Origin of the sequence: Bacillus cereus ATCC 14579, from assembly GCF_000007825.1 — a bacterium.
Classification (GTDB): Bacteria; Bacillota; Bacilli; order Bacillales; family Bacillaceae_G; genus Bacillus_A; species Bacillus_A cereus.
This window is the reverse complement of record NC_004722.1, coordinates 4,558,312-4,583,119: the sequence shown is the minus strand read 5'-3', so window position 1 is coordinate 4,583,119 and position 24,808 is coordinate 4,558,312. Positions and strand designations below refer to the sequence as shown.

Sequence of the window (24,808 nt, the reverse complement as noted above, 5' to 3'; positions counted from 1 at the left end):
AATTCCATAATTCTGCGGTTATTTTAATCTTATAAAAACGTTCTCTGTACTTTTTCCCAGAAAGAGTTGTTTTTTAATTTAACTGTTTTAATTTGTTTATCGCTTAAGCGTACAACAGCTTTTTCCACTTGTTTAATGCTAAGCGCTTCGTTATCCATGCCGATAACAGGATAATCGTTACCGTCTGGTCTTAGTTTTAAAGTTAATGTACGTTCGTGATTTAAAATGAAAGGTGAACCGAGCGTACGGTAAGTGTTGTTGTTTAAAGATGCTAGTTCGCTTACTTGGAAACATGGGATAAGCGGGTCAACAACTGCACCATGCAATGATTTATTGTAAGCAGTACTTCCTGTTGGGGTAGAAACTACTAAACCGTCCCCTCTAAATGTTTCGAAATATAAATCATCAACATGAACATCTACAACGAATGTTTTAATAATGCTAGAACGTAATGAGAACTCATTTAAACAATGGAAAGATGTACTGCCATCTACATCTACCTGAATTGTTGGATATTTTCGCACTTCAATTTCATTTTTTGTAATTTCTTGAAGGGCTGTATCAACGTGATCAATATGGAAATCGCAGTAGAAAGAAATTTCATCTTTCGTAGAAATCCCTGCGTATAAGCAATCTTCTCTAAAACCAGTTTTACGAACGGCTTGTAAGAAGGTTGCATCATCTCCAACACTGACGATAGCGTTTGCATTTTTTGGATGATCTAATATGGTAAATCCATTCTCTTCTAAAATACGATAGATTGGTTTCATTTTTTCAACGAGCGTTGCTTTGTCATCACCATAAAAGAAAAATAAATTGCGACGATCTGCCATTATGTATCCCTCCACTGCAGTTAAATTTTCTGTTTTTCGTGCTACATATCATTAGAGTCCGTTCCCTGATGATATGTTCAAATAATATATTTCGATATAAATTGTCAAAATACCTTTTTATTTTTAGAAAAATTTTTATATTCAATCTTATAAAACTCTGTTTAACGATGAATAAACTTGTCGATAATGGGTACGGAGTGAAAGGATGATACGTATGAAGTGGCTCGTAATTGGAATAATAATTCTTCTTCTTTTTATTTTGTTTATACTATTGTCGAAAATAAAGCTTAAGGTGACATTTTTATATTCAGAAATGGAAAAGCAATGTTTGCTTCAAGTGAAAATATGGATGATTCGATATACATTTGATGTGTTGGAAAGAATTGAAAAACAGCAGAAAAAGACAGGACAGAAAATCGAAAAAGCTGAAGAGGACGGCGGACTCGATAATAAAATTATGGCGCAACTTGACAGCATTGGTGAACTGATAAAAAAGCTTCAAGAAGTTCATACTATTGTTAAAGATTTTCTCAAACGAGTGAAAATCAATGGTTGGAAATGGCATACACAAATTGGAGCAGGCGATGCAGCTAGTACTGGAATTGTCACTGGATATGCATGGGGGACAAAAGGTATGGCTGCTGGAGTTGTCGGACAATATATGCATATTGTCGACGTACCAGAATTTGAAATTACCCCAGTTTTTCAAGGGAAAGGATTTGCATCAAGATGCGAGTTAACAGCATCTTTTCGTATATTCCGCGCTATAAAAACTGGCGTCAAATTACTCGTATTTATGAGAAGACAAAGATCTGGTATGACAGAAAAATCTGTTCAAGCATAGGGGGGATATAGAATGGACCATCCAATTCAAGGTTTAATGACAACAGCAATGCAGCATTTAAAACAAATGACTGATGTAAATACAATTGTTGGTGACCCAATTAAAGCGGCAGATGGAAGCGTAATTCTTACAGTTTCGAAAGTAAGTTTCGGATTTGCTGCTGGTGGAAGTGAATTTGGTAAAGTAGAACATTCAGGCCGTCATCCATTTGGCGGGGGAAGTGGTGGAGGAGTTTCTATTAATCCTGTTGCCTTTCTTGTTATAAATGGAGATGGTGTGAAAGTATTGCACTTAGATAAACAAACACACGTCATCGATAAGATAATTGAATTAGCGCCACAAGCTGTTGATAAAGTGAAAGAAATGATGGATAAACGAAAAGAAGATGATCCTGAATTTCAAATTTAACGAATAAAGAAGCTAATCAATAGGTTAGCTTCTTTAATTTTTTTGTAAATAAAGCGATTTTATTTGCATTATCGATAGGGACAAACTATCATTTACATTGTACATATTTTGTTTAAATAAGGGAGGATTTTCAAGTGGCAAACGTAACTTTTAAAGGTAATCCAATGACTTTAGTTGGAACAGAAGTTAAAGTTGGCGATCAAGCGCCAAACTTCCAAGTATTAGCAAACGACTTATCTCCAGTAAGTTTAGAAACATACAAAGGCGAAGTGAAATTAATTAGTGTTGTACCTTCAATCGACACAGGTGTGTGTGATGCACAAACACGTCGTTTTAACCAAGATGCAGCAGGTATTGAAAACGCGAAAGTATTAACAATTAGCGCTGATTTACCATTCGCTCAAAAACGCTGGTGTGCAGCAAACGGTTTAGAAAATGTTGTAACACTTTCTGACCACCGCGACCTTTCATTCGGTGAAGCTTACGGCTTAGTAATGAAAGAACTTCGTTTACTTGCTCGTGCAGTATTCGTAGTAGATAGCAATGACAAAGTAGTTTACGTAGAATACGTAAGCGAAGGTACAAGCCATCCAAACTATGAAGCAGCATTAGAAGCAGCTAAATCTGCGAAGTAATGTGAAGAAAATGACCTCTTATAAGGAGGTCGTTTTTTCTCATATATTGCTCTGTAACGGCATCGATATATGAGAAAAAACGTTATATCATATATAACTAAAGGGGAGCTCTTTACAGGAGGTCGCTTTTTCTTTTTGGAAAAAATCACTTTGTGGTATGATATAAGTTATGTGTAAAAGAGAGAAGGAGGAATGTACGTGAGTCAGACAGTAGAAACATTATTTTCTATTTTTGATTCTTCTGCGGTAGTTTTACGTAAAGAATTAGATGTAACATATTTAGAGGCGCTTGTAGAAACAGGTGATAACTTGTTTGAGGGAGCGATTTTACAAGAGGAATTATCCGAATCAGCAATTGAAAGGCTGAATCGTGAATATAGTACGTTTAATGAAGAAACATATAAAGGTGAAGAAATTCGTAAAGCATTTCAGTTAGCCATCTTAAAAGGAATGAAAGAAGGCGTACAAGCGAATCATGAAATGACGCCTGATGCAGTTGGAATGTTCATGAGTTACTTATTCCATAAATTTATGCAAGGTCAAAACGAGATCACAGTTTTAGATCCTGCAATTGGAACAGGTAATTTAATGACTACAGTGTTTAATAGCGCCAAAGAAGGACTAACAATGAGTGGATTTGGTGTAGAAGTGGATGAAGTGCTAATTAAACTTGCTTTAGTAAATGCAAATTTACAAAAGCATGCAATCGAATTCTTCCATCAAGATGGACTAGCACCACTTTATATCGATCCAGTTGATGCAGTCGTTTCAGATTTACCGGTTGGTTATTATCCAAACGAAATCGGTGCAAGTGAATATAAATTAAAAGCAGATGAAGGAATGTCGTATGCCCATCACTTATTTATTGAACAAAGTGTGAAACATACGAAAGAGGGCGGTTACTTATTCTTCTTAGTACCAAACTTCATTTTTGAAAGTGACCAGGCACCAAAATTACATGCATTTATTAAAGAAACATGCTTTATTCAAGGGTTATTACAGCTTCCTGTTTCCATGTTTAAAAACGAGAAAAATGCAAAAAGTATATTTGTTCTCCAAAAGAAAGGCGCTAATGTAACAATGCCAAAACAGGCGTTATTAGTGGAGTTGCCTAAATTCTCTAACATGAAGGCGATGGAAGACATTATGGATCAATTAAATGCTTGGTTTGCAACACATAAATAAAGCTGGGTATATGTAACAGCATTAGTGATTCATGTAGTACAGTTTTATATAATATGTCATATTTTTAAATATATACAAGATTTAACTGAATTTTTTTGAAATCTGTAATATATATTTTTTCTTGGTGTTACAATTTTTTCACTTGAAATATATGTCGGACGATGTTTAAATTAAAATCGTGAGTATAAAATTTGCTAATGATGAAACGTTTTCATATTTGGTGAATTTGATCAGATAAAATCGAGCGGTTTGTGGAAACATCCACACAACTACCAAGAGAAAAAGGGGCGAAAGACTAGATGTCAAAAATCATCGCGATTAACGCAGGAAGCTCTTCCTTAAAATTCCAATTATTTGAAATGCCAAGTGAAACAGTATTAACAAAAGGTTTAGTAGAACGTATCGGTTTAGAAGATAGTATCTTCACTATTACTGTAGATGGCGAAAAACAAAAAGAAATTACAAACATTCCAGATCACGCAGTAGCAGTTAATATGCTTCTTAAAAAGTTAACTGAAAACGGAATCGTTAAATCTCTAGATGAGATTGGTGGTATCGGTCACCGTGTTGTTCACGGCGGCGAAAAATTTGCTGACTCTGTTTTAATTACTGATGAAGTATTAGCTGATATCGAAGAATTAAGCGATTTAGCACCACTTCATAACCCAGCAAACGTTGTTGGTATTAAAGCATTCCAAGAAGTATTACCAAACGTACCAGCAGTAGCAGTATTCGATACAGCATTCCACCAAACAATGCCGGAATCTGCATTCCTATACAGCTTACCATATGAGTACTATGAAAAATTCGGCATCCGTAAATACGGTTTCCACGGAACTTCTCATAAATATGTAACTGAGCGTGCGGCTGAATTATTAGGTCGTCCAATTGAAAGCTTAAGCTTACTTTCTTGTCACTTAGGTAACGGTGCAAGTATCGCAGCAGTAGAAGGCGGTAAATCTATCGATACTTCTATGGGCTTCACACCACTTGCTGGTGTAACAATGGGTACACGTTCTGGTAACCTTGACCCTGCGTTAATTCCATACATCATGGAAAAAACAGGCCAAACAGTAGAAGAAGTAGTTAACGTATTAAACAAGAAGAGTGGTATGTTAGGTCTTACTGGTTACTCTAGTGACCTACGTGACATCATTGCGAAAGAAGAAGAAGGCGACCACCGTGCGAAAGTAGCACTTGATGTATTCGTAAGCCGTATCCACAAATACATCGGTTCTTACACTGCTCGTATGAAAGGTGTAGACGCAATCATCTTCACAGCTGGTGTAGGTGAAAACAGTGCGATTATTCGTGAGCGTGTATTAGAAGGCCTTGAGTACATGGGCGTATACTTCGATGCAAAACGTAATAACGTATTCGGTGAAGAAGCATTCATCAGCTTCCCACACTCTCCAGTAAAAATTATCGTAATTCCAACTGACGAAGAAGTTATGATTGCTCGTGACGTACTACGTCTTGGAGATATTGGTTAATATATGAAAAGAAAGACGAGATCCTATAGGATTTCGTCTTTTTTCTTTTGGATGTATTTTAAAACTCCATCTGGATATAATATTTTTTCTTTCTGAATGAATGCCGTAATAGGAATCCATTTCGCATACGCTACTGTTTCTTCATCTTGTATATTTAATATTTTCATTTCATATAGTGACGTGTCTAATAAACGCAAAGAATATAGTTGAATGATTTCATGACCAATGTCTCCATCGAGATGAAAGACATTTTCTAAACACCCTAAATAATTGGTGATTTCTATCTCCGTATGAAGCTCTTCTTTAAACTCCCGAATAACAGTATGTGCTGATTTTTCGCCAAGTTCAATTGAACCGCCAAGAGGACGATAATATATTTCACCTTCTGTATAATATTCTTGTACGAGAAGGCGATCTTGATGTACAGCAAGACCGAAAGCTTTTGCACGTGGATACATATAGAATCACTCCTTATTTGTTTTGTATAAGGACGATTATAATGTATGGTGTGATAAAAGTATCGTGTATTTAAGTGTGCGGTCTAACTGTAATTCCATCAAATAAGTCTTTCCAAAATGCTTCATTGTATTGGTATACATCCATAATAGGACATTTCATAACGCAAATACGTTGTAATCCCCAATCTTCTTGGGTGATAGTTGGTATATCGGCAGGAATTAGTAACAGGACAGAGAATGTATGTGTAACGATTTGAGATAAAATTTGTTCCAGGGAACATGCTTCTTCATATGTTCCTCCAGTTCGAATAAATAATATGGATTCTGCCGTTTCAATTGTAGCTAGAAAACGATTAATACGATGTTCATAGTTTAACTTAATTTCTGTATAAGAAGGCCAAGAAGTTGGTGTGTTTACATCTGTTTTAAAGTCATGACAGGAGTCAATTTCATAAAGGTTGTCCCTTAATCTTAATTTTGCATCATCATCCCAAAATGAGATGAAGGATAAATTTTCGAAATTTAAAAAGCGGTCAAATCGATTTTGTAATAATACATTCACTTTTTCTAATGAGGGACTTAGCATAAAATCAATAACGCCAAAAAATGGTGATAATTCTAATTGATATAATGCCCAAGCGGGCCAGCAGTTTTGTCCTAAGCTGAATACCGCATTATATTCTTTTTTTATATCGGATAGATTCATGTGATTTATCTCATCCTTTTTGTTAATATTTTATGCCATTCAAAAATGGTATGTGAATAAAGATAGACAAGCATATTTGCAAAGAATAAGCAGAAATATGTTACAATAGAAAAAAATCGAACGAGGTGGTTGTTACGATGCGATCGAAGCGAGAACAAGCCATTTTAGACAATATAAAAGAATGGGAAGCGCAATTAGTTGAGCAAGAAGCGACCGATTTTCAAAAAGTGTTTGATAAATGGTTACATGCTACAGTTGCGAAATTACCTGAGAAAAAGCGAAAAGAATTCTTCACGAAAGCAGATGGATGGCTCTTTCATTTGCATGCATTTATTCAAAGTTCACAAGCACAGTTAGATGCACGTAATCGGATTTTAGGAACATCAAGGTTATTTGATGAATCGATTGAACAGCTTGAAGATTTGAAAGCATTATCTATTGATCAATTAACATACATAGCAGAGCAGCAAACAGCACGTCATCGTCTATATTCATTTGTACAAGGTGGGGCAACAGGTGCTGGAGGTTTATTATTATTAACGGCGGATTTTCCGGTTATGATCGCGTTAAATGTGAAGGCAGTCCAACTTATTGCAACATCATTTGGACATGATGTGAACAAGCCGTATGAAATGATGCTTGCGTTAAAGGTGTTTCATGCGTCATTACTACCAGGAAGACTTCAGCAATATGCCTGGTACAATTTATTGCAAGAGCTGGAGCAAGAAGATTCGTTCTTTTACGAAGGAGACGAAGCAGTGCTACAAACAGCTTCTACTGAGGTTGTGTTAAAACAAATTTTGAAGACATTTTCGATTTATGCTCTTCGTCGTAAATTATTCCAAGGTATACCGGTAATTGGAATGGCAATTGGATCTACAGTGAATTATCGTTTAACAAGAAACGTTACTGAATTTGCAAATAGATTTTATCAAGTGCGCCATATAGTCGAGAAAGAAAAAAGAGCATAAAAAAAGCGAGAGGCCGAAGCCTTTCGCTTTTTTAATTTGTTGCATGTTTTTTGGACATTGGAACAGATACTGGCTGCTTTTCTGCTGTTTTTTCTGTTTTTGGATAATAAATTAAATCCAATGTTTTTGCCTGTACGGCAATCGAAAGAATAGTAAAAGCAATTTCTGTCCAATTTAAATAATATAATGAAAGCGCAAGAACAATCGCGTCAAAGACGAAGAAAATTTGCCCAATTGTAAAACGAGTTCGTTTACTTAATACAATTGTTAAAATATCGTCTCCACCGGTTGCACCGCCAAATCGTAATATAAAACCGAGTCCAATACCAGCTAACGCACCGCCAACTACTGCAGCTATAAATAAGTTATTTGATAAATCTACCGTAAATGGAGAATAATTTTCCATAAAGGAATAAAATACTCCGAATGAAATTGAACCTAGGAATGAATAACCAACCATTTTTCTACCTAAAAATGAAGCGCACAGTAAAATAATTGGGATATCCATTAATACAGTTGAAATAGATGGTGAAATATCATAAAAGTTTTGAATGAATAGTGCAATTCCTACAAATCCACCTTCTGTTAAGTGGTTTTGGAAGTGAATGTGATATAGCGCTGCTGCTAAAATAAATGAACCGATTAAAACCATAAAAATTTCTTTAATAATTTGCCGACTTTGGATGTTCCTCATCGTTATTCCTTCTTTCCGTAGTTAGTAGTCCTTTTTGTGTTGTAAACTAACTACGAGCTCACATGTAGCTTTCAGTTAGTTTACGAAAAAACTAACTACGCTATATGTCGCTGAAGAAATAACGAATAATCCTCTCGTCCATCAATTCTCCCTACCTTCGTTTTAGTTTAAGTCTTAAAACGACTAAACAAAACGTGGAGTAGGATTCGTCATTTAGCAATCCTGCTCTTCTTTGTTTTGTTTAGTTAGTAACAATTAAGTCCTAAACAAAACGCTATGTGTAAGAAGAGTCTTTTTTTTGCCAAATTATCCTTCGGGCAATCATAATTTCCCCACTCTCGTATTTTTTTCGCTAGACTAAAGTATCTGAGCTAAAAAATACGCTACGTGTATGATTCGTCAATACGATGCCACATGCTCCTTCGAGCGATCATGATATCAAAATCCCTTCCTTCAAGATTTATACTATTATATCATACTTTTAAAAAATGTATGCGGATGGAAACCGACAATAAACGGAGGGAATCTACAAAAAATGTTATGTTTAAATATTTTTGTAGAAAAGCCTAAGTTATTTCGGAGGATTGGACAGTTTATAACGGTTTGTCCAATAAGTAAGAAAAAAGGGTTTTATTCCGTTGTGTTCTTTTCATCACTTTTATCTTTAAAAAACGCATCCCAACTAATCACACTTAAAAAAGTTAAAGTGATAATAACGAAAGCACGCATAATTTTTAAACCTCCTTTTGTACATAGTATATGAATCATTCGATTCAGAATGTGTCATTTTTTTACAAGTCTTAACTATTATGAGAGTATATTAATATAGATAGATGAAGGGGAGAGTGAAGGTATGCTAAAAGACATGTTCAAAAGAAAAGAATTAATATGCATTTCATGTCAGAAAAAAATTCAATATGAAGAAGAGCTTGTTGCTTTTGTAAAGTTGCCGAAAGAAAGAAGTATATTAGTTGGTCCATTCGATGTATGTTTGGCGAAAACAGCACAAGAAATATATTGTAAATCATGTTATGACAAAAAAAGCATGACCCAAAGTTATTGAGGGGCATGCTTTTTTCATTGGTGTGCTTTCCCCTCAGATACATTTTGAGTGAGTCGATACCAAAGCCAAAGGTCATTAATGATGGAAGCAAGATCGGCAATTTCTGAATTTAGTTTACAAGAAACTTCGAAGTCTTCTTCGTTATTTAAATAATGTTGTTTTGTATTAATATAGTGCTCAAGTTCTTTTATACGATCAGGAATTTTCCCGCGAACTTGTTCCCATTTTAGTAAAATAGCATGTTGCATTTTTTCGGGGATTTCTTCCCAGTCTTCTTGTAAATGTGGAATTTCAATTCCTAGATGTTCATCGTATAAGAAATACTTTTCCATAAGTTCACCCCCGTTTTCCTGCTTATATTGTACATAAAAACAGAAAGAAGTTCGACGAAATTGTTTGAAAAAATTTGAAAATGACTCTTGATACATTTTGTGAAAGGTGGTAAAGTGTGAATTATTATAAAAGAAAATGAATATTTATTCTTTAGGGGGATGCAAAATGGAGAAGAAAAAAGTTGTATTAGCATATTCCGGAGGTCTTGATACTTCCGTTGCAATTAAATGGTTACAAGAGAAGAATTATGATATTATCGCGCTTTGTTTAGACTTAGGGGAAGGTAAAGACTTAGCATTTGTAAAAGAAAAGGCACTTTCAGTAGGTGCAATTAAATCATATATGATTGATGTTCAAGAAGAATTTGCAAACGAATATGCATTGATGGCGATGCAAGCACACACATTATACGAAGGGAAATACCCTCTTGTCTCTGCATTATCTCGTCCGCTTATTGCGAAGAAATTAGTAGAAATCGCAGAACAAGAAGGCGCAACTGCAGTTGCACACGGATGTACAGGGAAAGGAAATGATCAAGTTCGTTTTGAAGTTTCTATTCAAGCATTAAATCCTTACTTAGAAGTGATTGCACCTGTACGTGAATGGAAGTGGTCACGTGAAGAAGAAATTGCCTATGCAAAAGAAAACGATGTACCAATTCCGATTAATTTAGATAGCCCGTTTTCAATCGATCAAAACTTATGGGGACGCAGCAACGAATGTGGAATTTTAGAAGATCCATGGGCAGCGCCGCCAGAAGATGCATATGAGATGACATTGGCATTAGAAGATACACCGAATAAACCAGAGTTTGTAGAAATCGGATTTGAAGCAGGCGTACCGACTACTTTAAATGGCACTGCATATTCACTTGCAGAATTAATTAAAACGTTAAATGCGCTTGCTGGAAAACACGGCGTTGGACGTATTGATCACGTAGAAAATCGTCTTGTCGGTATTAAATCTCGTGAAGTATACGAATGCCCAGCAGCAATGACGTTAATCACTGCGCATAAAGAGTTGGAAGATTTAACACACGTAAAAGAAGTAGCACATTTTAAACCAGTGATTGAACAGAAAATAACAGAACTTATTTATAATGGTTTATGGTTCTCGCCTTTAAAACAAGCGCTTCATGCATTTTTACAAGAAACGCAAAAGAATGTAACAGGTACAGTGCGTGTGAAATTATTTAAAGGTCATGCGATTGTAGAAGGACGTAAATCTGAATACTCTTTATACGATGAAAAATTAGCAACATATACTGCTCAAGATGAATTTAATCATGATGCAGCAGTTGGATTCATTTCATTATTCGGTTTACCGACGAAAGTATACAGCCAAGTGAATCAAAAGAAGGTGGAAGCGTGAGCAAACTTTGGGGCGGACGTTTTACAGAAGAAGCGGAAGCATGGGTTGAAGAGTTCGGAGCATCCATCTCCTTCGATCAACAATTAGTAAATCAAGATATAAATGGGAGTATGGCACACGTAACGATGCTAGCAAAGCAAGGCATCGTTACGCAAGAAGAAGCAGAGAAAATAAAGATAGGTCTTCAATATTTATTGAAAGAAGCAAAAGAGAATAAGCTACAATTTTCAGTAGAAGCAGAAGATATTCATTTAAACATCGAAAAAATGTTAATTGAACAAATTGGCGAAGTAGGAGGAAAACTTCACACTGGCCGAAGTCGTAATGATCAAGTAGCGACAGATATGCATTTGTATTTAAAAGAAAAGGTAGAACATATTATAAAAGCTACAAAGCAATTGCAAACTGTTCTTGTTCAACAAGCAGAAAATAATATTGAAACCATTATGCCGGGCTATACGCACTTGCAGCGTGCCCAGCCGATTTCATTTGCTCATCATATTCTCGCTTACTTTTGGATGTTAGAGCGTGATGTGAATCGTTATGAAGATTCGTTAAAACGTATTAACATTTCGCCATTAGGAGCAGGAGCGTTAGCTGGAACGACATTCCCCATTGACCGAGAGTATAGTGCGGAGCTTCTTGGATTTAATGGAATCTATGAAAATAGTTTAGATGCAGTAAGCGATCGTGATTTCATACTGGAGTTCCTAAGTAACTCCTCTATGCTTATGATGCACTTATCACGCTTTTGCGAAGAACTTATTTTATGGAGTAGCCAAGAGTTTCAATTTATTGAAATGAGCGATCAATATGCAACGGGAAGCAGCATTATGCCGCAAAAGAAAAACCCGGATATGGCGGAACTAATCCGTGGTAAAACAGGCAGAGTATACGGTAATTTATTCAGTTTACTCACAGTAATGAAAGGATTACCGCTCGCTTACAATAAAGACTTACAAGAAGATAAAGAAGGAATGTTTGATACAGTTAAAACAGTAGAAGGATGCCTTCATATTATGACGGGCATGCTTGAAACGATGACTGTAAACAAAGAAAAAATGGGGCAAGCTGTGACGCAAGATTTCTCCAACGCAACAGAAATTGCTGACTATTTAGCGAACAAAGGACTACCATTCCGTCAAGCTCATGAAATTGTTGGAAAGTTAGTGCTATATTGCACACAAAAAGGAATTTATTTATTAGATGTCTCTCTTGAAACATATAAAGAAATGAGCTCCTTATTTGAAGAAGATTTGTATGAAGTGCTGTCACCATATGCAGCTGTAAAGCGTCGTAACAGTGCTGGCGGGACTGGGTTTGAACAAATCAAAAACGCTTTGGAGAAGGCGAAGGGGTTAACGAAAGAAGTTATTAAGAATTGAGTTGGGAAGTACGCCAGTCTAGTAAAGTCTGGCGTACTTTATTTTTTACTAGCATTTAAGTTACAATGTGGTAAAAAATAACAATTTAAGGGAAGTCTATGAAAAAAATAGTGTTGATCATTGTACTGTTAATTAGCTTAATTGCAAATGCTAAAGTGTTTCTTTTGGACAAATATATGTATGTTGGTGAAAAAGAAAAGCGAGAAGAAGCGGTTATCGCAACGATGTGGCATTTACAAGATAAAGGATATAAAGAAAGTGATATTTTATATATAAAACCGGCCTTTTATAGCAAAATGGATTCTTATGGTATGAATGTACAGTTTAAAGATGAACCAAATGAATCATATACATATAGAGTTTTAAAAGATGCGAAAATAAATAAACTAACTGTACACCAAGATAGCAATGAGTCTGGTGGTATGGGCGGGAAACATCAAGAGCTTAAATAAAGAAAGAAAACGACTGATGGCATTCGCCTGCAGTCGTTTTCTTTTAATCATACTTATGTCGATCTTCCGTAATTCGAATATACTCAATATCCATCAAATCACGAAGTAATGCACCATTACTTAGTTCAACGCCGTGCTTCTCTTTAAAATGAGTGCGAATCGTATCTAGCATTTCAATTTCTTTGCCGTTCACATCTAAAATAATGCGTTCAGAATCATCCATATAGCATCCTCCTTTTTTACACATATATATTTTGTCCGTCTATTTCTAAAAAATGTATGTTAACGTAATGTTAGGAAATAAGAAAGGGATGGAAAATGAGACGTATTTATTTTATAGGGCTAATTTTGTACACATTCATTGTATTACATGTTGCATTCCCAAATATCTTTTCATTTGAGGATTTAGAAACAGTACACGTTGCGATATTTATTTTTGCTCTATTTGTAGTAGATTGCTTTATTTCTATATGGCTTTCGAAAAGAAAAGATATACAAGGCAAAAAAGAAAGGGAACGGAAAAAGAGAAAACGTTCCTTTTGGATGATGACATACTGTTTGTCTTTAGTGCTTACTGCTGCTTTTTTTAGTGAACATATTCCATTAGAAAGAGTAAATATTGGATTTGGAGCATTCGTATTCGCATACTATTTTTTTATGCACTTTCTTCCTTATATGAAAGAAAAGCGAGGAGAAGAGGAAAATCCGCTTGTAGAAGAAGAGAAAGAACAAGAGCATAAGAGAATAGAAGGGGATATAAAGAAACTTGGAGAACAAAAGTGGTATTTAAAATCAAAAATCATATACGTTCTTTGCTTTATTACGCCGCCAATTGGTTATTTGTATGTTTTCTTATTTCGTAAAAAAATGACAGAAGGTGCAAGGCGAACGTACTTAACGGTTGCGACGATTATGATGGCATTATGGTCTTTGAAGTTTCTTCCGCCTTATGTGTTGGCAATTACCGTTGTTGTCGTAGCATGTCTTTTGTTTATAGTGAAGTTTATAAAATGAAAAACACCAAGCCTATGTGGACTTGGTGTTTTATCTATAAATTAAAGCTCACCTTGCTCTTCATCACCACGAACAACAAGGACATCGCATTTCGCATAGCGAATAATATGTTCAGAGACGCTACCAATTAGGAAACGCTCAACAGCATTTAAACCAGTCGCACCACACATAATTAAATCTACTTTATGGTTTGGAGCGATTTCTTTTGAAATTTTTGATTTAGGATTACCGAATTCTAATACAGTTTCAATTTTTTCAAGACCAGCTTCAAGCGCAGTTTTTTTGTAGTCTTCTAATAGGTCTTCTGCAAATAGATTTGCACGTTCCGCAATTGCACGGCTATAAGCTTCTACTGCTGAGTATGCTTTTACATCAACGATATGAGCAATTGTTAATGTTGCATTGTTGCGCTTTGCGACTTGAATTGCTTTTTTAAAGGCTTTTTCTGCTTCTTTAGAACCATCCACTGCGATTAAAATATTTGTATATGTATTATTCATAGTAAATTCCTCCCAATCTGTTTTATAACTGTTTACAACTTAATTATAAAACAAATTTTGGTAACGCGCTTGCCAGAAACGTTACAGAATTTTGAAAACTCTGTTTCAATTCATTTTAGTTGTAATTGGAGCGAGAACTTGTTACATATGAAGTATAGCAATTTAAAAGGGGGCAGTTTTGTGAGACATGCGCTCATTACAGCCGGTACGAAAGGTTTAGGAAAGCAAGTAACAGAAAAGTTATTGGCTAAAGGCTATTCAGTAACAGTAACGTACCATAGCGATATCACGGCTATGGAAACGATGAAAGAAACATATAAAGATGTGGAAGAGCGTCTACAATTCGTGCAAGCGGATGTCACGAAAAAGGAAGATTTACATAAAATAGTAGAAGAAGCGATGAGCCGTTTTGGCAAAATTGACTTTTTAATTAATAATGCTGGTCCATATGTATTTGAACGAAAAAAGTTAGTTGATTATGAAGAAGATGAATGGAATGAAATGATTCAGGGAAATTTAACAGCGGTATTTCATTTATTAAAACTTGTCGTTCCGGTCATGAGAAAACAGAACTTTGGCCGTATTATTAATTACGGATTTCAAGGGGCGGATAGTGCACCGGGATGGATTTATCGTTCAGCTTTTGCCGCAGCGAAAGTAGGACTTGTTTCATTAACGAAAACAGTTGCTTATGAAGAAGCGGAGTATGGTATCACTGCGAACATGGTATGTCCTGGTGATATTATTGGCGATATGAAAGAGGCAACTATTCAAGAAGCACGTCAGCTGAAAGAGCATAACACACCGATTGGTAGATCTGGAACAGGTGAAGATATTGCAAGAACCATTTCGTTTTTATGTGAGGACGATTCCGATATGATTACCGGTACAATTATTGAAGTGACTGGTGCAGTGGATGTTATTCATAGACATCGATAGAATAAAATAAGATGAAGTTTCGAATAATTGGACAGTTTATCCATTGTGCTGAGAGGTGCGGATAATACTGTCCTTTAATATAAAATTAAATCTATCGGAAAACTCGTGTTATTTTTTTGTCAAATATTGAGATATTATGTTAAAATATAAGAGCGTAGAAAGCGCTTTAAAAAATGATTCAGGGGTCATTTCATAACTCAAGGGGGAACTAATCATGCGTATCGGTATTCCAACAGAAATTAAAAACAATGAAAACCGTGTGGCAATGACGCCAGCGGGAGCAGTACATTTAGTACAAAATGGTCACGAAGTTTTTGTTCAAAAAGGAGCAGGTTTAGGATCTGGCTTTACAGATGAAGAATACGTACAAGCTGGTGCGAAACTTGTAGAAACTGCTGAAGAAGCATGGAATCAAGATATGGTTATGAAGGTAAAAGAGCCAGTAGCAAGTGAATACGGCTATTTCCGTGAAGGCTTAATCTTATTCACATACTTACACTTAGCTCCAGAACCACAATTAACGAAAGCATTAATCGATAACAAAGTTGCATCAATCGCATACGAAACAGTACAATTAGACAATCGTTCTTTACCATTACTTGCACCTATGAGTGAAGTGGCTGGTCGTATGTCTGCACAAATCGGTGCACAATTCCTTGAGAAAAACAAAGGCGGTAAAGGTATTTTACTTGCAGGCGTTCCAGGGGTAAAACGCGGCAAAGTAACAATCATCGGCGGTGGTCAAGCTGGTACAAACGCAGCTAAGATTGCAGTAGGTTTAGGTGCAGATGTAACAATCATTGACTTAAGTGCAGAACGTCTTCGTCAATTAGATGATATTTTCGGTAACCAAGTAAAAACATTAATGTCTAATCCATACAACATTGCAGAAGCTGTTAAAGAATCTGACCTTGTTATTGGAGCAGTATTAATTCCGGGTGCAAAAGCGCCAAAACTTGTAACTGAAGAAATGATTCAATCAATGGAACCAGGTTCTGTCGTTGTAGATATCGCGATTGACCAAGGTGGTATTTTTGAAACAACTGATCGTATTACAACTCATGACAACCCAACTTACGAAAAACATGGCGTTGTTCATTATGCAGTTGCTAATATGCCAGGTGCAGTTCCACGTACGTCAACTCTTGCGTTAACAAACGTAACAGTACCATATGCAGTACAAATTGCTAACAAGGGCTACAAAGAAGCTTGCTTAGGCAACACTGCATTATTAAAAGGTATTAACACATTAGATGGTTATGTAACATTCGAAGCAGTTGCGGAAGCTCACGGCTTACAATACGCTGATGCAAAAGAGCTTCTTGAAAAAGCTCCTGCTTTATCATAATAGAAATACATTTGAGACCTTCCTTTTCGTGAGGAGGGTCTTTTTTATATGGAGAAATAACATGTGAATAATTGTTATTTATTGGTGTAAATCGATTTTCATTATGATAATTTAGAATTATATAATAAAAAGAGGGGATTCGATGGGGAGCAAAAAGAGGAAGAAAAAACAGGCAAAGAGACAAAGGTATATAAAGAACAAAAAGGAACAGAACATACCTTTTTCACAAAAAGTAGTCATTACGATAGAGAAAACATTTCGGTATATTTGTATGGCTCTGTATGTAATTTTGTGTATGTATTCATTTGGAGTGTTTTACAGTTTTGGGATAACTCCCAATATTATTGAGAGCATTCTAGAATTTATACTTGTTGTAATAGAATTAGCCTTATTCGTTATACTCTTTGCTACAGTATGGCCTAGTCATGAAAGTAAAAAAGATAGAAAAAGAAGCAAAAAATCTTCATACGCTTCAAGCTCATCAAGTGGATTCGGTGACTACAGTAGCAATGACTGTAGTAGCTCAAGTGATGGTGGAGGAGATTGCGGAGGTGGTGGAGATTAAGTTAGTTTTTTAGAAGAACGACTAATGAAAGGATGGGACGAAAGATGGAGACTGTGAACTTAATAGAATTAACAAAGGATATTAAAGATCAACATAAAAACTTCGTCGTTTCAAATATAAACAGTCATTGCTTACGAATCGCTGTATTTACTGGTGAATATGATTGGCACTATCATTCTAATTCGGATGAATTATTTATTGTGTTAGAGGGAGAATTACTTATTGATTTTGAAGATGGAGAAACAGCGGTTTTAAAGCCAAATGATTCAATCTTAATTCCAGCATGTAAGATTCATAGAACGAGAGCATTAAAGAGAACTGTAAATCTTTGTTTTGAACATATAGAGGCGGATACGATTAAAGTGGAGCAATTATGAAAAAATTATCCGTAGCCGAGTATAGAAAAATCCTTCCGATTTTAGAAAGTCATACAAAAACGACGACGTTTGCTTATGCGGTATGTGATCAAGTGATAGATGGTGAGGTTTTTGCAAACGAGAAATTAACAGCAGGATTAATTATTACAGCTAACGGTATCTATTATTTATTTGGTGATACTGATGATCAAAATTATAACGAAGAGTTATTTTCATATTTAAAAACAGCTATTGAGAAAACAGAGAAGAGATTTACACTCTTTACTTCAAGTGAAGAGTGGGAAATGATGTTAGAAGAGCGTTTTAGTAATACACTTCGGAACATCCCGCGAATGAAATTTCAAAGAGTAACCTTTGAGGAGAGAAAACGAGATTTTAACAAAAATACATATGAAGTGAAGCGTATTGATAGAAGAGATATAGAGCGAAGCAGTGAATTTAAAGAGGAGTACTACAAAGAATATTGGGGATCAAAAGAAACGTTTTTGAATAGTGGTTTTGGATTTTGTATAGAACAAGATGGGATAATTGTAGCTGAATGTGTCTCGATATTTAGCGGGAATGGTTATGCTGAAATAGATATTGCAACACATGAAGCGCATCAAGGGAAAGGATTAGCTCAAGCTGTTGCAACACGGTTCATTGAACATTGCATGCAAAATGATATTATACCGAGCTGGGATTGTTATGTAGACAATATTCCTTCGCGAAAATTAGCTAGTAAATTAAGTTTTTATCATCCAATAGAATACAGTTTGTTTGTACGTAAGAAAACGGGGGAAGAAAAATGAATGTAGAATTAACGAGATTTAAAGTTAAGCCTGGTAAGAGTCATCGAGTAAATGAATGGATGCAGCTTCTGAATGACAATATGAAAGAAGTACTTTTGACATTAAACGACGAAAAGATGTACGTTGAGACAATTTTCCGGGAAATAAGAGATGGAGAAGAGTACTTATATTGGTATTCTGTGCAAGGAGAAGGTGGGGCTCTTGTCGAAAATTCTCATTATGAAATTGATAAAAAGCACTTGGAATTTTGGTATGAGTGTATTGATGAAGAAGCACCCTCTGTTGATATGAAAACAGAAGTCGTTATGATTCAAGATGTTGTGAAGGACGCGATGAAATAATAGAATAGTATTTCAGAGAAGCGCATCAAAATGGATGTGCTTTTTATTATGAAACAATTTATAAAAGCTGCATTTGGATGTCTTTAAGTGAAAATAAAGAGGGATACTGAGAATATTTTAGGATAAACTATAAAGTGAAACTTTAATCAGTGTGGGGTTCATCCCCCATCTAACTTCTTGCTTCCGCTGAATTTTGATGTGAGGTCTTACTGCCCGTTAATGCGGGATAAAGAAATAAAAAACACCAAACCAAAAGACCTACCAATATACGGTGTAGTCGTAACAGGCAAAACAGAGGATTTACAAAGTTTACAAGGAGCACCATATATTAAGGCTGCTGTAAGAGGTGTAACAGTTGAGAAATATTGATTACAAGCAATTAATGTGAATAATCAGAAAATTTATGTTATAATATGGGAAAAGGAGGTTTATATGAGGCAAATACATGGAGCAATTTATATTTACATAACAATGTTTTTCGTGGCGGTATCCTATGGATTGGGGCACGTGTATTCGCATCCTATACTAACTTTTTTAAGCGGAGCATGTATGGCGTTTGCGCTTCTTGTCCACCTTTTCTCAGTTTGGATCGTGAAATTTCAATTAAATATTAGTGAAATAGAAGAAGGCACTTTTTGAGTGGCCTTCTTTTTTTAATAATATTTTGGAAGTTCTTGTAGCAATTTTTCAATTTCGCATTCTGTTTCTTCGCATATAGAAAGCTTGCGCAGTCTGAAAAATAAGCTGCGTAAGAAAGATTTTATATTTCCGTATAGAAACTCGTATGATTCAATATGTAATGTTTGTTTTTGAACGGGTAATTGAGCTACTAAATCACGAAGGGCTAATATGAGTGCTTCTTCCTTTAAGCCATTTTGTAGCATTGCGACAATCGGATAAACGATACGTTCATCTTCTTCATATTTGTAATAGATGGAATGAACACAAACTTTGTTTAATAAAGTTTGTAATATTTCTTCGTAATATAAAGTTTCCAGTTTAGGACTATTCACAAGCGCCTCAAATGTATCAGAAGCATGAGCGATACTATGTGCCCAGCCGTGTTTTTGCACATATCCCCGGAAATCATGTTCGTTGTTCATATATAGAATTAGTTGATCTTTTACATTTGAAATATCAGTCTGTGATAAGAAATTATGATTTGTATCAGCATCAATAATGAGGGCAATTAATAATGTTGTAAATGCTCGGGTAAATACCGCATCTTCATCATCTGAATGAATCTTATACAATAAATATTTTTCACCGATGCTTTCTAATAATAGTTTCTGTAATTGTGTGTGTGAAAGATATTCCTTCTTGATGAGATGAAAAAAAGTAGAGTAGATGAGTTTGTCCCTTAAATAGCTATCAGTATCGCCAATTTGCTCAAGCATATTGGAACTTAAAGAATCAATGTTAAGTGTGTTATCCAGTATGTAATTATTATTACGAATTTCTTCTAACTGTTGTTGTAACATATAAACCCCCTATTTTAGAAAATTCTGTATTTTAATAGTATAATAGAAGGAAGAAATAGACAATAAATAAGTGCATTTGAATGGAGGGGCATGATGAAGAGAGCGTTATTCTTTTTCATTAGTATTTTCTTTTTAGGAAGCTGCTCGATTTGGTATTTTACTTTTTCTAGCGAGAGCAAAAGTTGGACTGGACAATATAAAGGGCATATTAAGGATGACAGTGAAGATGGAATGTTTACGTTTCAATATAAGGGCGGGGATGGAAAGACAGAATTTAAAAACTTAGAGATTGCTATTAATGGAGCCTTTAGTACAATGACACAAACGTCAGAAGTTCATAGAGGAGCAAAGGTTGAAATGAAGTCTTCTTGTGTAAGTTGCGCGCCTATCTCTAAAGATGAACCTATAGAAGTTGTGATTAAATGGGATGATAAGTATGAGGAGAAGATGGTGTTAAATTTGAAATAGCCTAGAGTAAGGAGTTAAAAATGAATAGGCATATGAAAATTGTTATGTTTTTAAGTGTATTTCTAGTCGTATTATCAGCGTGTGATACAAAACAAGTAGAGCAAGTAACGGTAAAAGAAGTACCTAAAGAAGGGTATATCATATTAAGAAATGACACGATGTTTTTTGCCGATGATAAAACGGTTGAAACAAAAGTAGAGTTGCAACATTATATAGAACAACAAATGAATAAAGAGCATCCAGCACATATAGTCTTGAGCTTTAAGGACAAAGACGCATATAAACAGTTAAAAACAGGGGATAAAATAAAAGTATGGTTTTCTCAAATACTTGAAAGTTATCCAGCAAAAATGATTGTAGAGAAATTTGAAATAGTAGGGAAATAGAAAAAGGCAGCACTCCCGCTGCCTTTTTCTATTATTTTACAAATTGTAACTCTTTCGGGAATTTCGTTAAAATTTCTGATCCGTCTTTTGTGATGTAAATATCATCTTCAATACGAACGCCACCTACGTTTGGTACGTAAATACCAGGTTCGATTGTGAAGACCATACCTTCTTTTAATGGAGCCTCGTTACCAGCTTTTACATCTGGATATTCGTGTACGCTAATTCCAAGTCCGTGACCAAGTCGGTGTGGGAAGAAGTCTCCGTAACCTGCATCTGCGATAACAGAACGAGCAGCGTTGTCGATTGCGCCAAGTGTAACACCTGGTTTACATGCTTCAACTGCTTGTAGTTGTCCAGCAAGTACAGTGTTGTAAATACGAGTTTGTTCTTCAGAAATCTCGCCGAATGCCACTGTACGTGTAATATCAGAGCAATAACCGTCAATGATTACGCCTAAATCAAATAGTACGAAATCACCGCGTTTCATTTTGTTTGCGCCAGGAATACCGTGTGGAAGAGCTGAGTTCGCACCTGCTAATACCATCGTATCAAATGACATTTTATGTATGCCTTTTGTTTTTAATTCGTGTTCAATAATTGCTAATACTTCTAGTTCACTACGATCTTCTTTAATTGCATTTACACCAACTTCAACAGCATAGTCCGCCATTTTAGCTGCTTCGCGTAAAATAGAAAGTTCTTTTTCATCTTTAATTAAACGAAGTTCGCGAACTTTCTCCTCAGCTGATTTGAAAGCTGCATTTGGGAATAATTTCGTTAATTCTTCGTAGCGCTCTACGTTTAAATGTTCTTTTTCAATTGCAACTGCATTTGCATTGATGCCGCGGTCTTTAATTGCTTTTGCAATCATATCCCATGGTCTGTCAGTATCAGTAAATCCGATAATTTCATGTGCCCAGCCAGCGTTACGTGCTTGACCTTCTTCCATTTTAGGGCAAATTAAAATAGGTTCTTTTTCTTGGAATACAAACATACCAAGTAATCTTTCGTGTGGTTCACAGTGGAAGTTTGTCATGTAGAAGACGTTTGGTGTAGAAGTTAAGAACGCAGCTTCTACGTTTTTTTCTTTTAGCCATTGCATTAAATTTTCTAATCTAGCATTCATCGATTGGCACCCCCGAGATATTTAATTACAAATATAACTTTAACTCGGAAGAAAGCGTTATGACAAGTAAATAGATGTTAGAAAAGACAGGGAATTGAAAAATCATGTAGAATACAAAGTGAGAATGTGAACAGGGGAGGAATGTAATAATGAAAGTATCTTATCATGGACATTCAGTTGTGAAAATTGAGGCGAATGGAAAAGTTATTTTAATTGACCCGTTTTTAACAGGTAATCCGAAAACAGATTTAAAAACTGAAGATGTAAAAGTGGATGCAATTCTTTTATCGCATGGACACGGTGATCATGTTGGAGATACAGTAGAACTTGCGAAGAAAAATAATGCAGTTGTTGTAGCGCCATTTGAACTAGCAACATTTTTAAGTTGGCAAGGTGTAAATACACACCCGATGCATATTGGTGGTTCACATGAATTTGACTTCGGAAAAGTGAAGTTTACACAAGCATTCCACGGCTCTAGTTATATTGATGAAGAAAATAAGACGATTACATATACAGGTATGCCAGCAGGTATTTTATTTACAGCAGAAGAGAAAACTGTATACCACGCAGGAGATACTGCACTATTCTCTGATATGAAGTTAATTGGGGAATTAAATAAAGTTGATCTAGCATTTTTACCAATTGGTGATAATTTCACAATGGGGCCAGAAGATGCTGTACTAGCGGCAAAATGGATTAATGCGAAAACTGTTGTACCGATGCATTACAATACGTTCCCAGTTATTGAACAAGATCCATATCAATTTGTAGAAAAGCTACAAAATTGTACAGGGAAAGTATTAGAAGCTGGAGAAAGTATTACACTATAGAAAAGAAACCCTTCATTTGAAAAGAAAAGTGAAGGGTTTTTTACGTGTGTAGGACAGCTTTTAATGCTTGTATTTGTTTTGGTGATTCTTCTCTTTTGGTACGTGGTTGTTCAGGTGTTTCATTCAATTCCATTGCAACTTTTTTCCCATCTACGAAAGCTAAAAATACAGCACCTACAACCTCTAAAAGTTTTTTCATCATGTGTTCGCTCCTTTGTTTTATTTCTTGTCTTAATTGTATAGGCAATTAAGTGGGCGAACTATCGAATGAGATGACAATAGCATTACATTGTTGTAATAGAATGACTGGTGGAATGTAAGCGTCATTTTGTTATAAAAAAAATAGTACAGGTATGCAAAGAGAGAGTGTAACAGTTTTGAAAATATAGTATACTAAAAGTACAACACATGAAGAATTTAGGGAAAAGAAAGTATGGTGAAACCATTTGGCTACCAAGCATAACCAAATTTTAGAACATATTAATAGCCTGCCAGTAGGCCATAAAATTTCTGTAAGACAAATTGCGAAAGATTTGAGTGTAAGTGAAGGGACCGCTTACCGTGCAATTAAAGATGCAGAAAATAAAGGATATGTTAGTACAATTGAACGTGTCGGAACAATTCGAATTGAACAAAAGAAGAAAGAGAATATCGAAAAACTGACATATGCAGAAGTCGTTAACATTGTCGACGGTCAAGTACTTGGAGGCAGAGAAGGACTACATAAAACATTAAATAAATTCGTAATCGGAGCTATGAAATTAGAAGCGATGATGCGCTATACAGAAGCTGGGAATTTACTCATTATTGGTAACCGTACCAATGCACATGAATTAGCGCTAGAAACTGGAGCCGCTGTATTAATTACGGGCGGATTTGATACGGAAGATCATGTGAAGAAATTAGCAGACGAATTAAAGCTGCCGATCATTTCAAGTAGCTACGATACATTTACGGTCGCAACGTTAATTAATCGTGCAATTTATGACCAACTTATTAAGAAAGAAATTGTACTCGTTGAAGATATTTTAACGCCAATTGAAGAAACGTTATATTTAAAGCCGAGTGATACAGTACAGCAATGGCATGCATATAACGAAGAGACAATGCACGGAAGATATCCAATTGTCGATGAAAGTAACAAAGTACTAGGAATCGTAACTTCAAAAGATATGATCGGAGTAGCGAAAGAAACACCAATTGATAAAGTAATGACAAAACACCCAATTACAGTGAACGGTAAAATGTCTGTCGCAGCTGCGGCACGTATGATGGTGTGGGAAGGAATTGAATTACTTCCTGTCGTTGAGGAAGGAAACAAACTGCAAGGTATTATTAGCCGTCAAGATGTACTTCAGGCACTGCAAATGATTCAACGTCAGCCACAAGTTGGAGAAACCATTGATGATATTGTAACGAATCAATTTATGACACCAAAAGAAGCGAAGAATGAGCATCTATATCAATTTTCGGTGACGCCGCAAATGACGAACTCAATCGGGACGTTATCGTACGGTGTATTTGCAACAATTGTGACAGAAGCGACAAATCGCGTCATTCGTGCGCAAAAGAAAAGTGATTTAATTGTTGAAAACTTAACTATTTATTTCGTAAAGCCGGTTCAAATTGATAATGTTGTATCTGTTCATCCGAAAGTATTAGAAATTGGACGTAAATTTGGTAAGGTCGATGTAGAGGTGCATCATGAAGGTAATGTTGTCTGGAAAAGCATTACTTATGGTTCAGTTAATCGATAAATAAAAAGATGGAACAAATCGTTTTGATTTGTTCCATCTTTTTTTGTT

31 protein-coding genes and 2 pseudogenes are annotated in these 24,808 nt (G+C 35.5%); 23 read left to right on the top strand and 10 right to left on the bottom strand.

Annotated elements, in window-relative coordinates; all coding sequences use genetic code 11:
• Nucleotides 1-29: 29 nt before the first annotated feature.
• Entirely contained in the window at nt 30-833 is an 804-nt protein-coding gene (locus tag BC_RS23170; protein WP_000785177.1) for an NAD kinase, read from the bottom strand.
• 205 nt (nt 834-1,038) lie between these two features.
• Here BC_RS23170 and BC_RS23165 point away from each other — a divergent pair, with 205 nt between their 5' ends.
• The 5 genes from BC_RS23165 to ackA all read left to right on the top strand — a co-directional run bounded on the left by BC_RS23165 (nt 1,039) and on the right by ackA (nt 5,398).
• Complete coding sequence (locus BC_RS23165) at nt 1,039-1,677, top strand: DUF2953 domain-containing protein (protein WP_002164419.1); 639 nt, start codon at nt 1,039-1,041, stop codon at nt 1,675-1,677.
• 12 nt (nt 1,678-1,689) lie between these two features.
• The gene (gene ytfJ, locus BC_RS23160; RefSeq protein WP_000350003.1) at nt 1,690-2,085 is read left to right on the top strand and encodes a GerW family sporulation protein; all 396 of its coding nucleotides are present in this window, start codon (nt 1,690-1,692) and stop codon (nt 2,083-2,085) included.
• A 134-nt stretch (nt 2,086-2,219) separates the two neighbouring features.
• Nucleotides 2,220-2,720 (top strand): thiol peroxidase, encoded by a 501-nt coding sequence (gene tpx / locus BC_RS23155; RefSeq protein ID WP_000024529.1) that lies wholly within the window; start codon nt 2,220-2,222, stop codon nt 2,718-2,720.
• A gap of 198 nt (nt 2,721-2,918) precedes the next feature.
• Nucleotides 2,919-3,905, top strand: a complete 987-nt coding sequence (locus tag BC_RS23150; RefSeq protein WP_000084366.1) for a class I SAM-dependent methyltransferase — start codon at nt 2,919-2,921, stop codon at nt 3,903-3,905.
• A 299-nt stretch (nt 3,906-4,204) separates the two neighbouring features.
• The gene (gene ackA / locus BC_RS23145; RefSeq protein WP_000034575.1) at nt 4,205-5,398 is read left to right on the top strand and encodes an acetate kinase; all 1,194 of its coding nucleotides are present in this window, start codon (nt 4,205-4,207) and stop codon (nt 5,396-5,398) included.
• Between the two features lie 23 nt (nt 5,399-5,421).
• Here the strand turns inward: ackA and BC_RS23140 are convergent, their stop codons facing one another.
• Both BC_RS23140 and BC_RS23135 read right to left on the bottom strand, forming a co-directional pair.
• Nucleotides 5,422-5,856, bottom strand: a complete 435-nt coding sequence (locus tag BC_RS23140) for an NUDIX hydrolase (protein ID WP_000283500.1) — start codon at nt 5,854-5,856, stop codon at nt 5,422-5,424.
• A 70-nt stretch (nt 5,857-5,926) separates the two neighbouring features.
• Nucleotides 5,927-6,562, bottom strand: coding sequence for a DUF1796 family putative cysteine peptidase (locus BC_RS23135; RefSeq protein ID WP_001053729.1), 636 nt, complete (start codon nt 6,560-6,562; stop codon nt 5,927-5,929).
• Between the two features lie 137 nt (nt 6,563-6,699).
• Here BC_RS23135 and BC_RS23130 point away from each other — a divergent pair, with 137 nt between their 5' ends.
• On the top strand, nt 6,700-7,533 hold the full coding sequence (locus tag BC_RS23130) for an EcsC family protein (protein WP_001256850.1): 834 nt from the start codon (nt 6,700-6,702) through the stop codon (nt 7,531-7,533).
• 31 nt (nt 7,534-7,564) lie between these two features.
• On the opposite strand, the gene BC_RS23125 is transcribed toward BC_RS23130, so the two are convergent.
• Nucleotides 7,565-8,227: a YitT family protein gene (locus tag BC_RS23125; RefSeq protein ID WP_001244515.1), complete on the bottom strand. Its 663-nt coding sequence runs from the start codon at nt 8,225-8,227 to the stop codon at nt 7,565-7,567.
• A gap of 853 nt (nt 8,228-9,080) precedes the next feature.
• Here BC_RS23125 and BC_RS23120 point away from each other — a divergent pair.
• Nucleotides 9,081-9,290: a hypothetical protein gene (locus BC_RS23120; protein WP_000910274.1), complete on the top strand. Its 210-nt coding sequence runs from the start codon at nt 9,081-9,083 to the stop codon at nt 9,288-9,290.
• 14 nt (nt 9,291-9,304) lie between these two features.
• Here BC_RS23120 and BC_RS23115 read toward each other — a convergent pair whose 3' ends face one another.
• Nucleotides 9,305-9,622: a hypothetical protein gene (locus BC_RS23115; RefSeq protein ID WP_000417218.1), complete on the bottom strand. Its 318-nt coding sequence runs from the start codon at nt 9,620-9,622 to the stop codon at nt 9,305-9,307.
• Between the two features lie 166 nt (nt 9,623-9,788).
• Here BC_RS23115 and BC_RS23110 point away from each other — a divergent pair, with 166 nt between their 5' ends.
• The 3 genes from BC_RS23110 to BC_RS23100 all read left to right on the top strand — a co-directional run bounded on the left by BC_RS23110 (nt 9,789) and on the right by BC_RS23100 (nt 12,831).
• Nucleotides 9,789-10,994: an argininosuccinate synthase gene (locus BC_RS23110; protein WP_000412315.1), complete on the top strand. Its 1,206-nt coding sequence runs from the start codon at nt 9,789-9,791 to the stop codon at nt 10,992-10,994.
• On the top strand, nt 10,991-12,379 hold the full coding sequence (gene argH / locus BC_RS23105) for an argininosuccinate lyase (RefSeq protein ID WP_000041296.1): 1,389 nt from the start codon (nt 10,991-10,993) through the stop codon (nt 12,377-12,379). The genes BC_RS23110 and argH overlap by 4 nt, the downstream gene beginning before the upstream one ends.
• A 98-nt stretch (nt 12,380-12,477) precedes the next feature.
• Complete coding sequence (locus tag BC_RS23100; RefSeq protein ID WP_000725030.1) at nt 12,478-12,831, top strand: DUF3139 domain-containing protein; 354 nt, start codon at nt 12,478-12,480, stop codon at nt 12,829-12,831.
• A gap of 43 nt (nt 12,832-12,874) precedes the next feature.
• Here the strand turns inward: BC_RS23100 and BC_RS23095 are convergent, their stop codons facing one another.
• A complete protein-coding gene (locus tag BC_RS23095) occupies nt 12,875-13,054 on the bottom strand; it encodes a hypothetical protein (RefSeq protein ID WP_000342760.1) in 180 nt (59 codons plus the stop codon).
• Nucleotides 13,055-13,149: 95 nt separating this feature from the next.
• Between BC_RS23095 and BC_RS23090 the strand changes: the two genes are divergently transcribed.
• Complete coding sequence (locus BC_RS23090) at nt 13,150-13,845, top strand: hypothetical protein (RefSeq protein ID WP_001252880.1); 696 nt, start codon at nt 13,150-13,152, stop codon at nt 13,843-13,845.
• A gap of 41 nt (nt 13,846-13,886) precedes the next feature.
• Here BC_RS23090 and BC_RS23085 read toward each other — a convergent pair whose 3' ends face one another.
• Nucleotides 13,887-14,345 carry a universal stress protein gene (locus BC_RS23085; RefSeq protein WP_001066673.1) on the bottom strand — a complete coding sequence of 153 codons (459 nt, stop codon included), beginning with the start codon at nt 14,343-14,345 and terminating at the stop codon, nt 13,887-13,889.
• Between the two features lie 147 nt (nt 14,346-14,492).
• Here BC_RS23085 and BC_RS23080 point away from each other — a divergent pair, with 147 nt between their 5' ends.
• The 8 genes and pseudogenes from BC_RS23080 (at nt 14,493) to BC_RS23045 (ending at nt 19,345) form a co-directional block, all read left to right on the top strand.
• Nucleotides 14,493-15,284 (top strand): SDR family oxidoreductase, encoded by a 792-nt coding sequence (locus BC_RS23080; RefSeq protein ID WP_002024902.1) that lies wholly within the window; start codon nt 14,493-14,495, stop codon nt 15,282-15,284.
• A 214-nt stretch (nt 15,285-15,498) separates the two neighbouring features.
• Nucleotides 15,499-16,632 (top strand): alanine dehydrogenase, encoded by a 1,134-nt coding sequence (gene ald / locus BC_RS23075; RefSeq protein WP_001219410.1) that lies wholly within the window; start codon nt 15,499-15,501, stop codon nt 16,630-16,632.
• Between the two features lie 142 nt (nt 16,633-16,774).
• Nucleotides 16,775-17,197, top strand: a complete 423-nt coding sequence (locus BC_RS23070; protein WP_000534945.1) for a hypothetical protein — start codon at nt 16,775-16,777, stop codon at nt 17,195-17,197.
• Nucleotides 17,198-17,241: 44 nt separating this feature from the next.
• Entirely contained in the window at nt 17,242-17,574 is a 333-nt protein-coding gene (locus tag BC_RS23065; protein ID WP_000450925.1) for a cupin domain-containing protein, read from the top strand.
• Complete coding sequence (locus BC_RS23060) at nt 17,571-18,365, top strand: GNAT family N-acetyltransferase (RefSeq protein WP_000736744.1); 795 nt, start codon at nt 17,571-17,573, stop codon at nt 18,363-18,365. Before BC_RS23065 ends, BC_RS23060 begins: the two co-directional genes overlap by 4 nt.
• Nucleotides 18,362-18,706, top strand: a complete 345-nt coding sequence (locus tag BC_RS23055) for a DUF6176 family protein (protein ID WP_001100217.1) — start codon at nt 18,362-18,364, stop codon at nt 18,704-18,706. Before BC_RS23060 ends, BC_RS23055 begins: the two co-directional genes overlap by 4 nt.
• Before the next feature lie 228 nt (nt 18,707-18,934).
• Nucleotides 18,935-19,075, top strand: a pseudogene (locus BC_RS23050) (anti sigma factor C-terminal domain-containing protein); the annotation flags it as partial.
• Nucleotides 19,076-19,138: 63 nt separating this feature from the next.
• Entirely contained in the window at nt 19,139-19,345 is a 207-nt protein-coding gene (locus tag BC_RS23045; RefSeq protein WP_001248908.1) for a hypothetical protein, read from the top strand.
• Nucleotides 19,346-19,359: 14 nt separating this feature from the next.
• On the opposite strand, the gene BC_RS23040 is transcribed toward BC_RS23045, so the two are convergent.
• Nucleotides 19,360-20,187: a DUF2785 domain-containing protein gene (locus BC_RS23040; RefSeq protein ID WP_000941475.1), complete on the bottom strand. Its 828-nt coding sequence runs from the start codon at nt 20,185-20,187 to the stop codon at nt 19,360-19,362.
• A gap of 93 nt (nt 20,188-20,280) precedes the next feature.
• On the opposite strand from BC_RS23040, the gene BC_RS23035 reads away from it, so the two are divergent.
• Both BC_RS23035 and BC_RS23030 read left to right on the top strand, forming a co-directional pair.
• Nucleotides 20,281-20,655, top strand: coding sequence for a hypothetical protein (locus BC_RS23035; RefSeq protein ID WP_000816717.1), 375 nt, complete (start codon nt 20,281-20,283; stop codon nt 20,653-20,655).
• Nucleotides 20,656-20,675: 20 nt separating this feature from the next.
• Nucleotides 20,676-21,041: a DUF3221 domain-containing protein gene (locus BC_RS23030; RefSeq protein WP_001079377.1), complete on the top strand. Its 366-nt coding sequence runs from the start codon at nt 20,676-20,678 to the stop codon at nt 21,039-21,041.
• A gap of 31 nt (nt 21,042-21,072) precedes the next feature.
• Here BC_RS23030 and pepQ read toward each other — a convergent pair whose 3' ends face one another.
• Nucleotides 21,073-22,170 (bottom strand): Xaa-Pro dipeptidase, encoded by a 1,098-nt coding sequence (gene pepQ, locus BC_RS23025; protein WP_000994025.1) that lies wholly within the window; start codon nt 22,168-22,170, stop codon nt 21,073-21,075.
• A gap of 149 nt (nt 22,171-22,319) precedes the next feature.
• Here pepQ and BC_RS23020 point away from each other — a divergent pair, with 149 nt between their 5' ends.
• Nucleotides 22,320-23,003, top strand: coding sequence for a metal-dependent hydrolase (locus BC_RS23020; RefSeq protein ID WP_000868927.1), 684 nt, complete (start codon nt 22,320-22,322; stop codon nt 23,001-23,003).
• Nucleotides 23,004-23,043: 40 nt separating this feature from the next.
• Here the strand turns inward: BC_RS23020 and BC_RS27775 are convergent, their stop codons facing one another.
• Nucleotides 23,044-23,205: a hypothetical protein gene (locus BC_RS27775; RefSeq protein WP_000976303.1), complete on the bottom strand. Its 162-nt coding sequence runs from the start codon at nt 23,203-23,205 to the stop codon at nt 23,044-23,046.
• A 244-nt stretch (nt 23,206-23,449) separates the two neighbouring features.
• On the opposite strand from BC_RS27775, the pseudogene BC_RS23015 reads away from it, so the two are divergent.
• A pseudogene (locus BC_RS23015) lies at nt 23,450-24,764 on the top strand (DRTGG domain-containing protein).
• Nucleotides 24,765-24,808 lie beyond the last annotated feature (44 nt).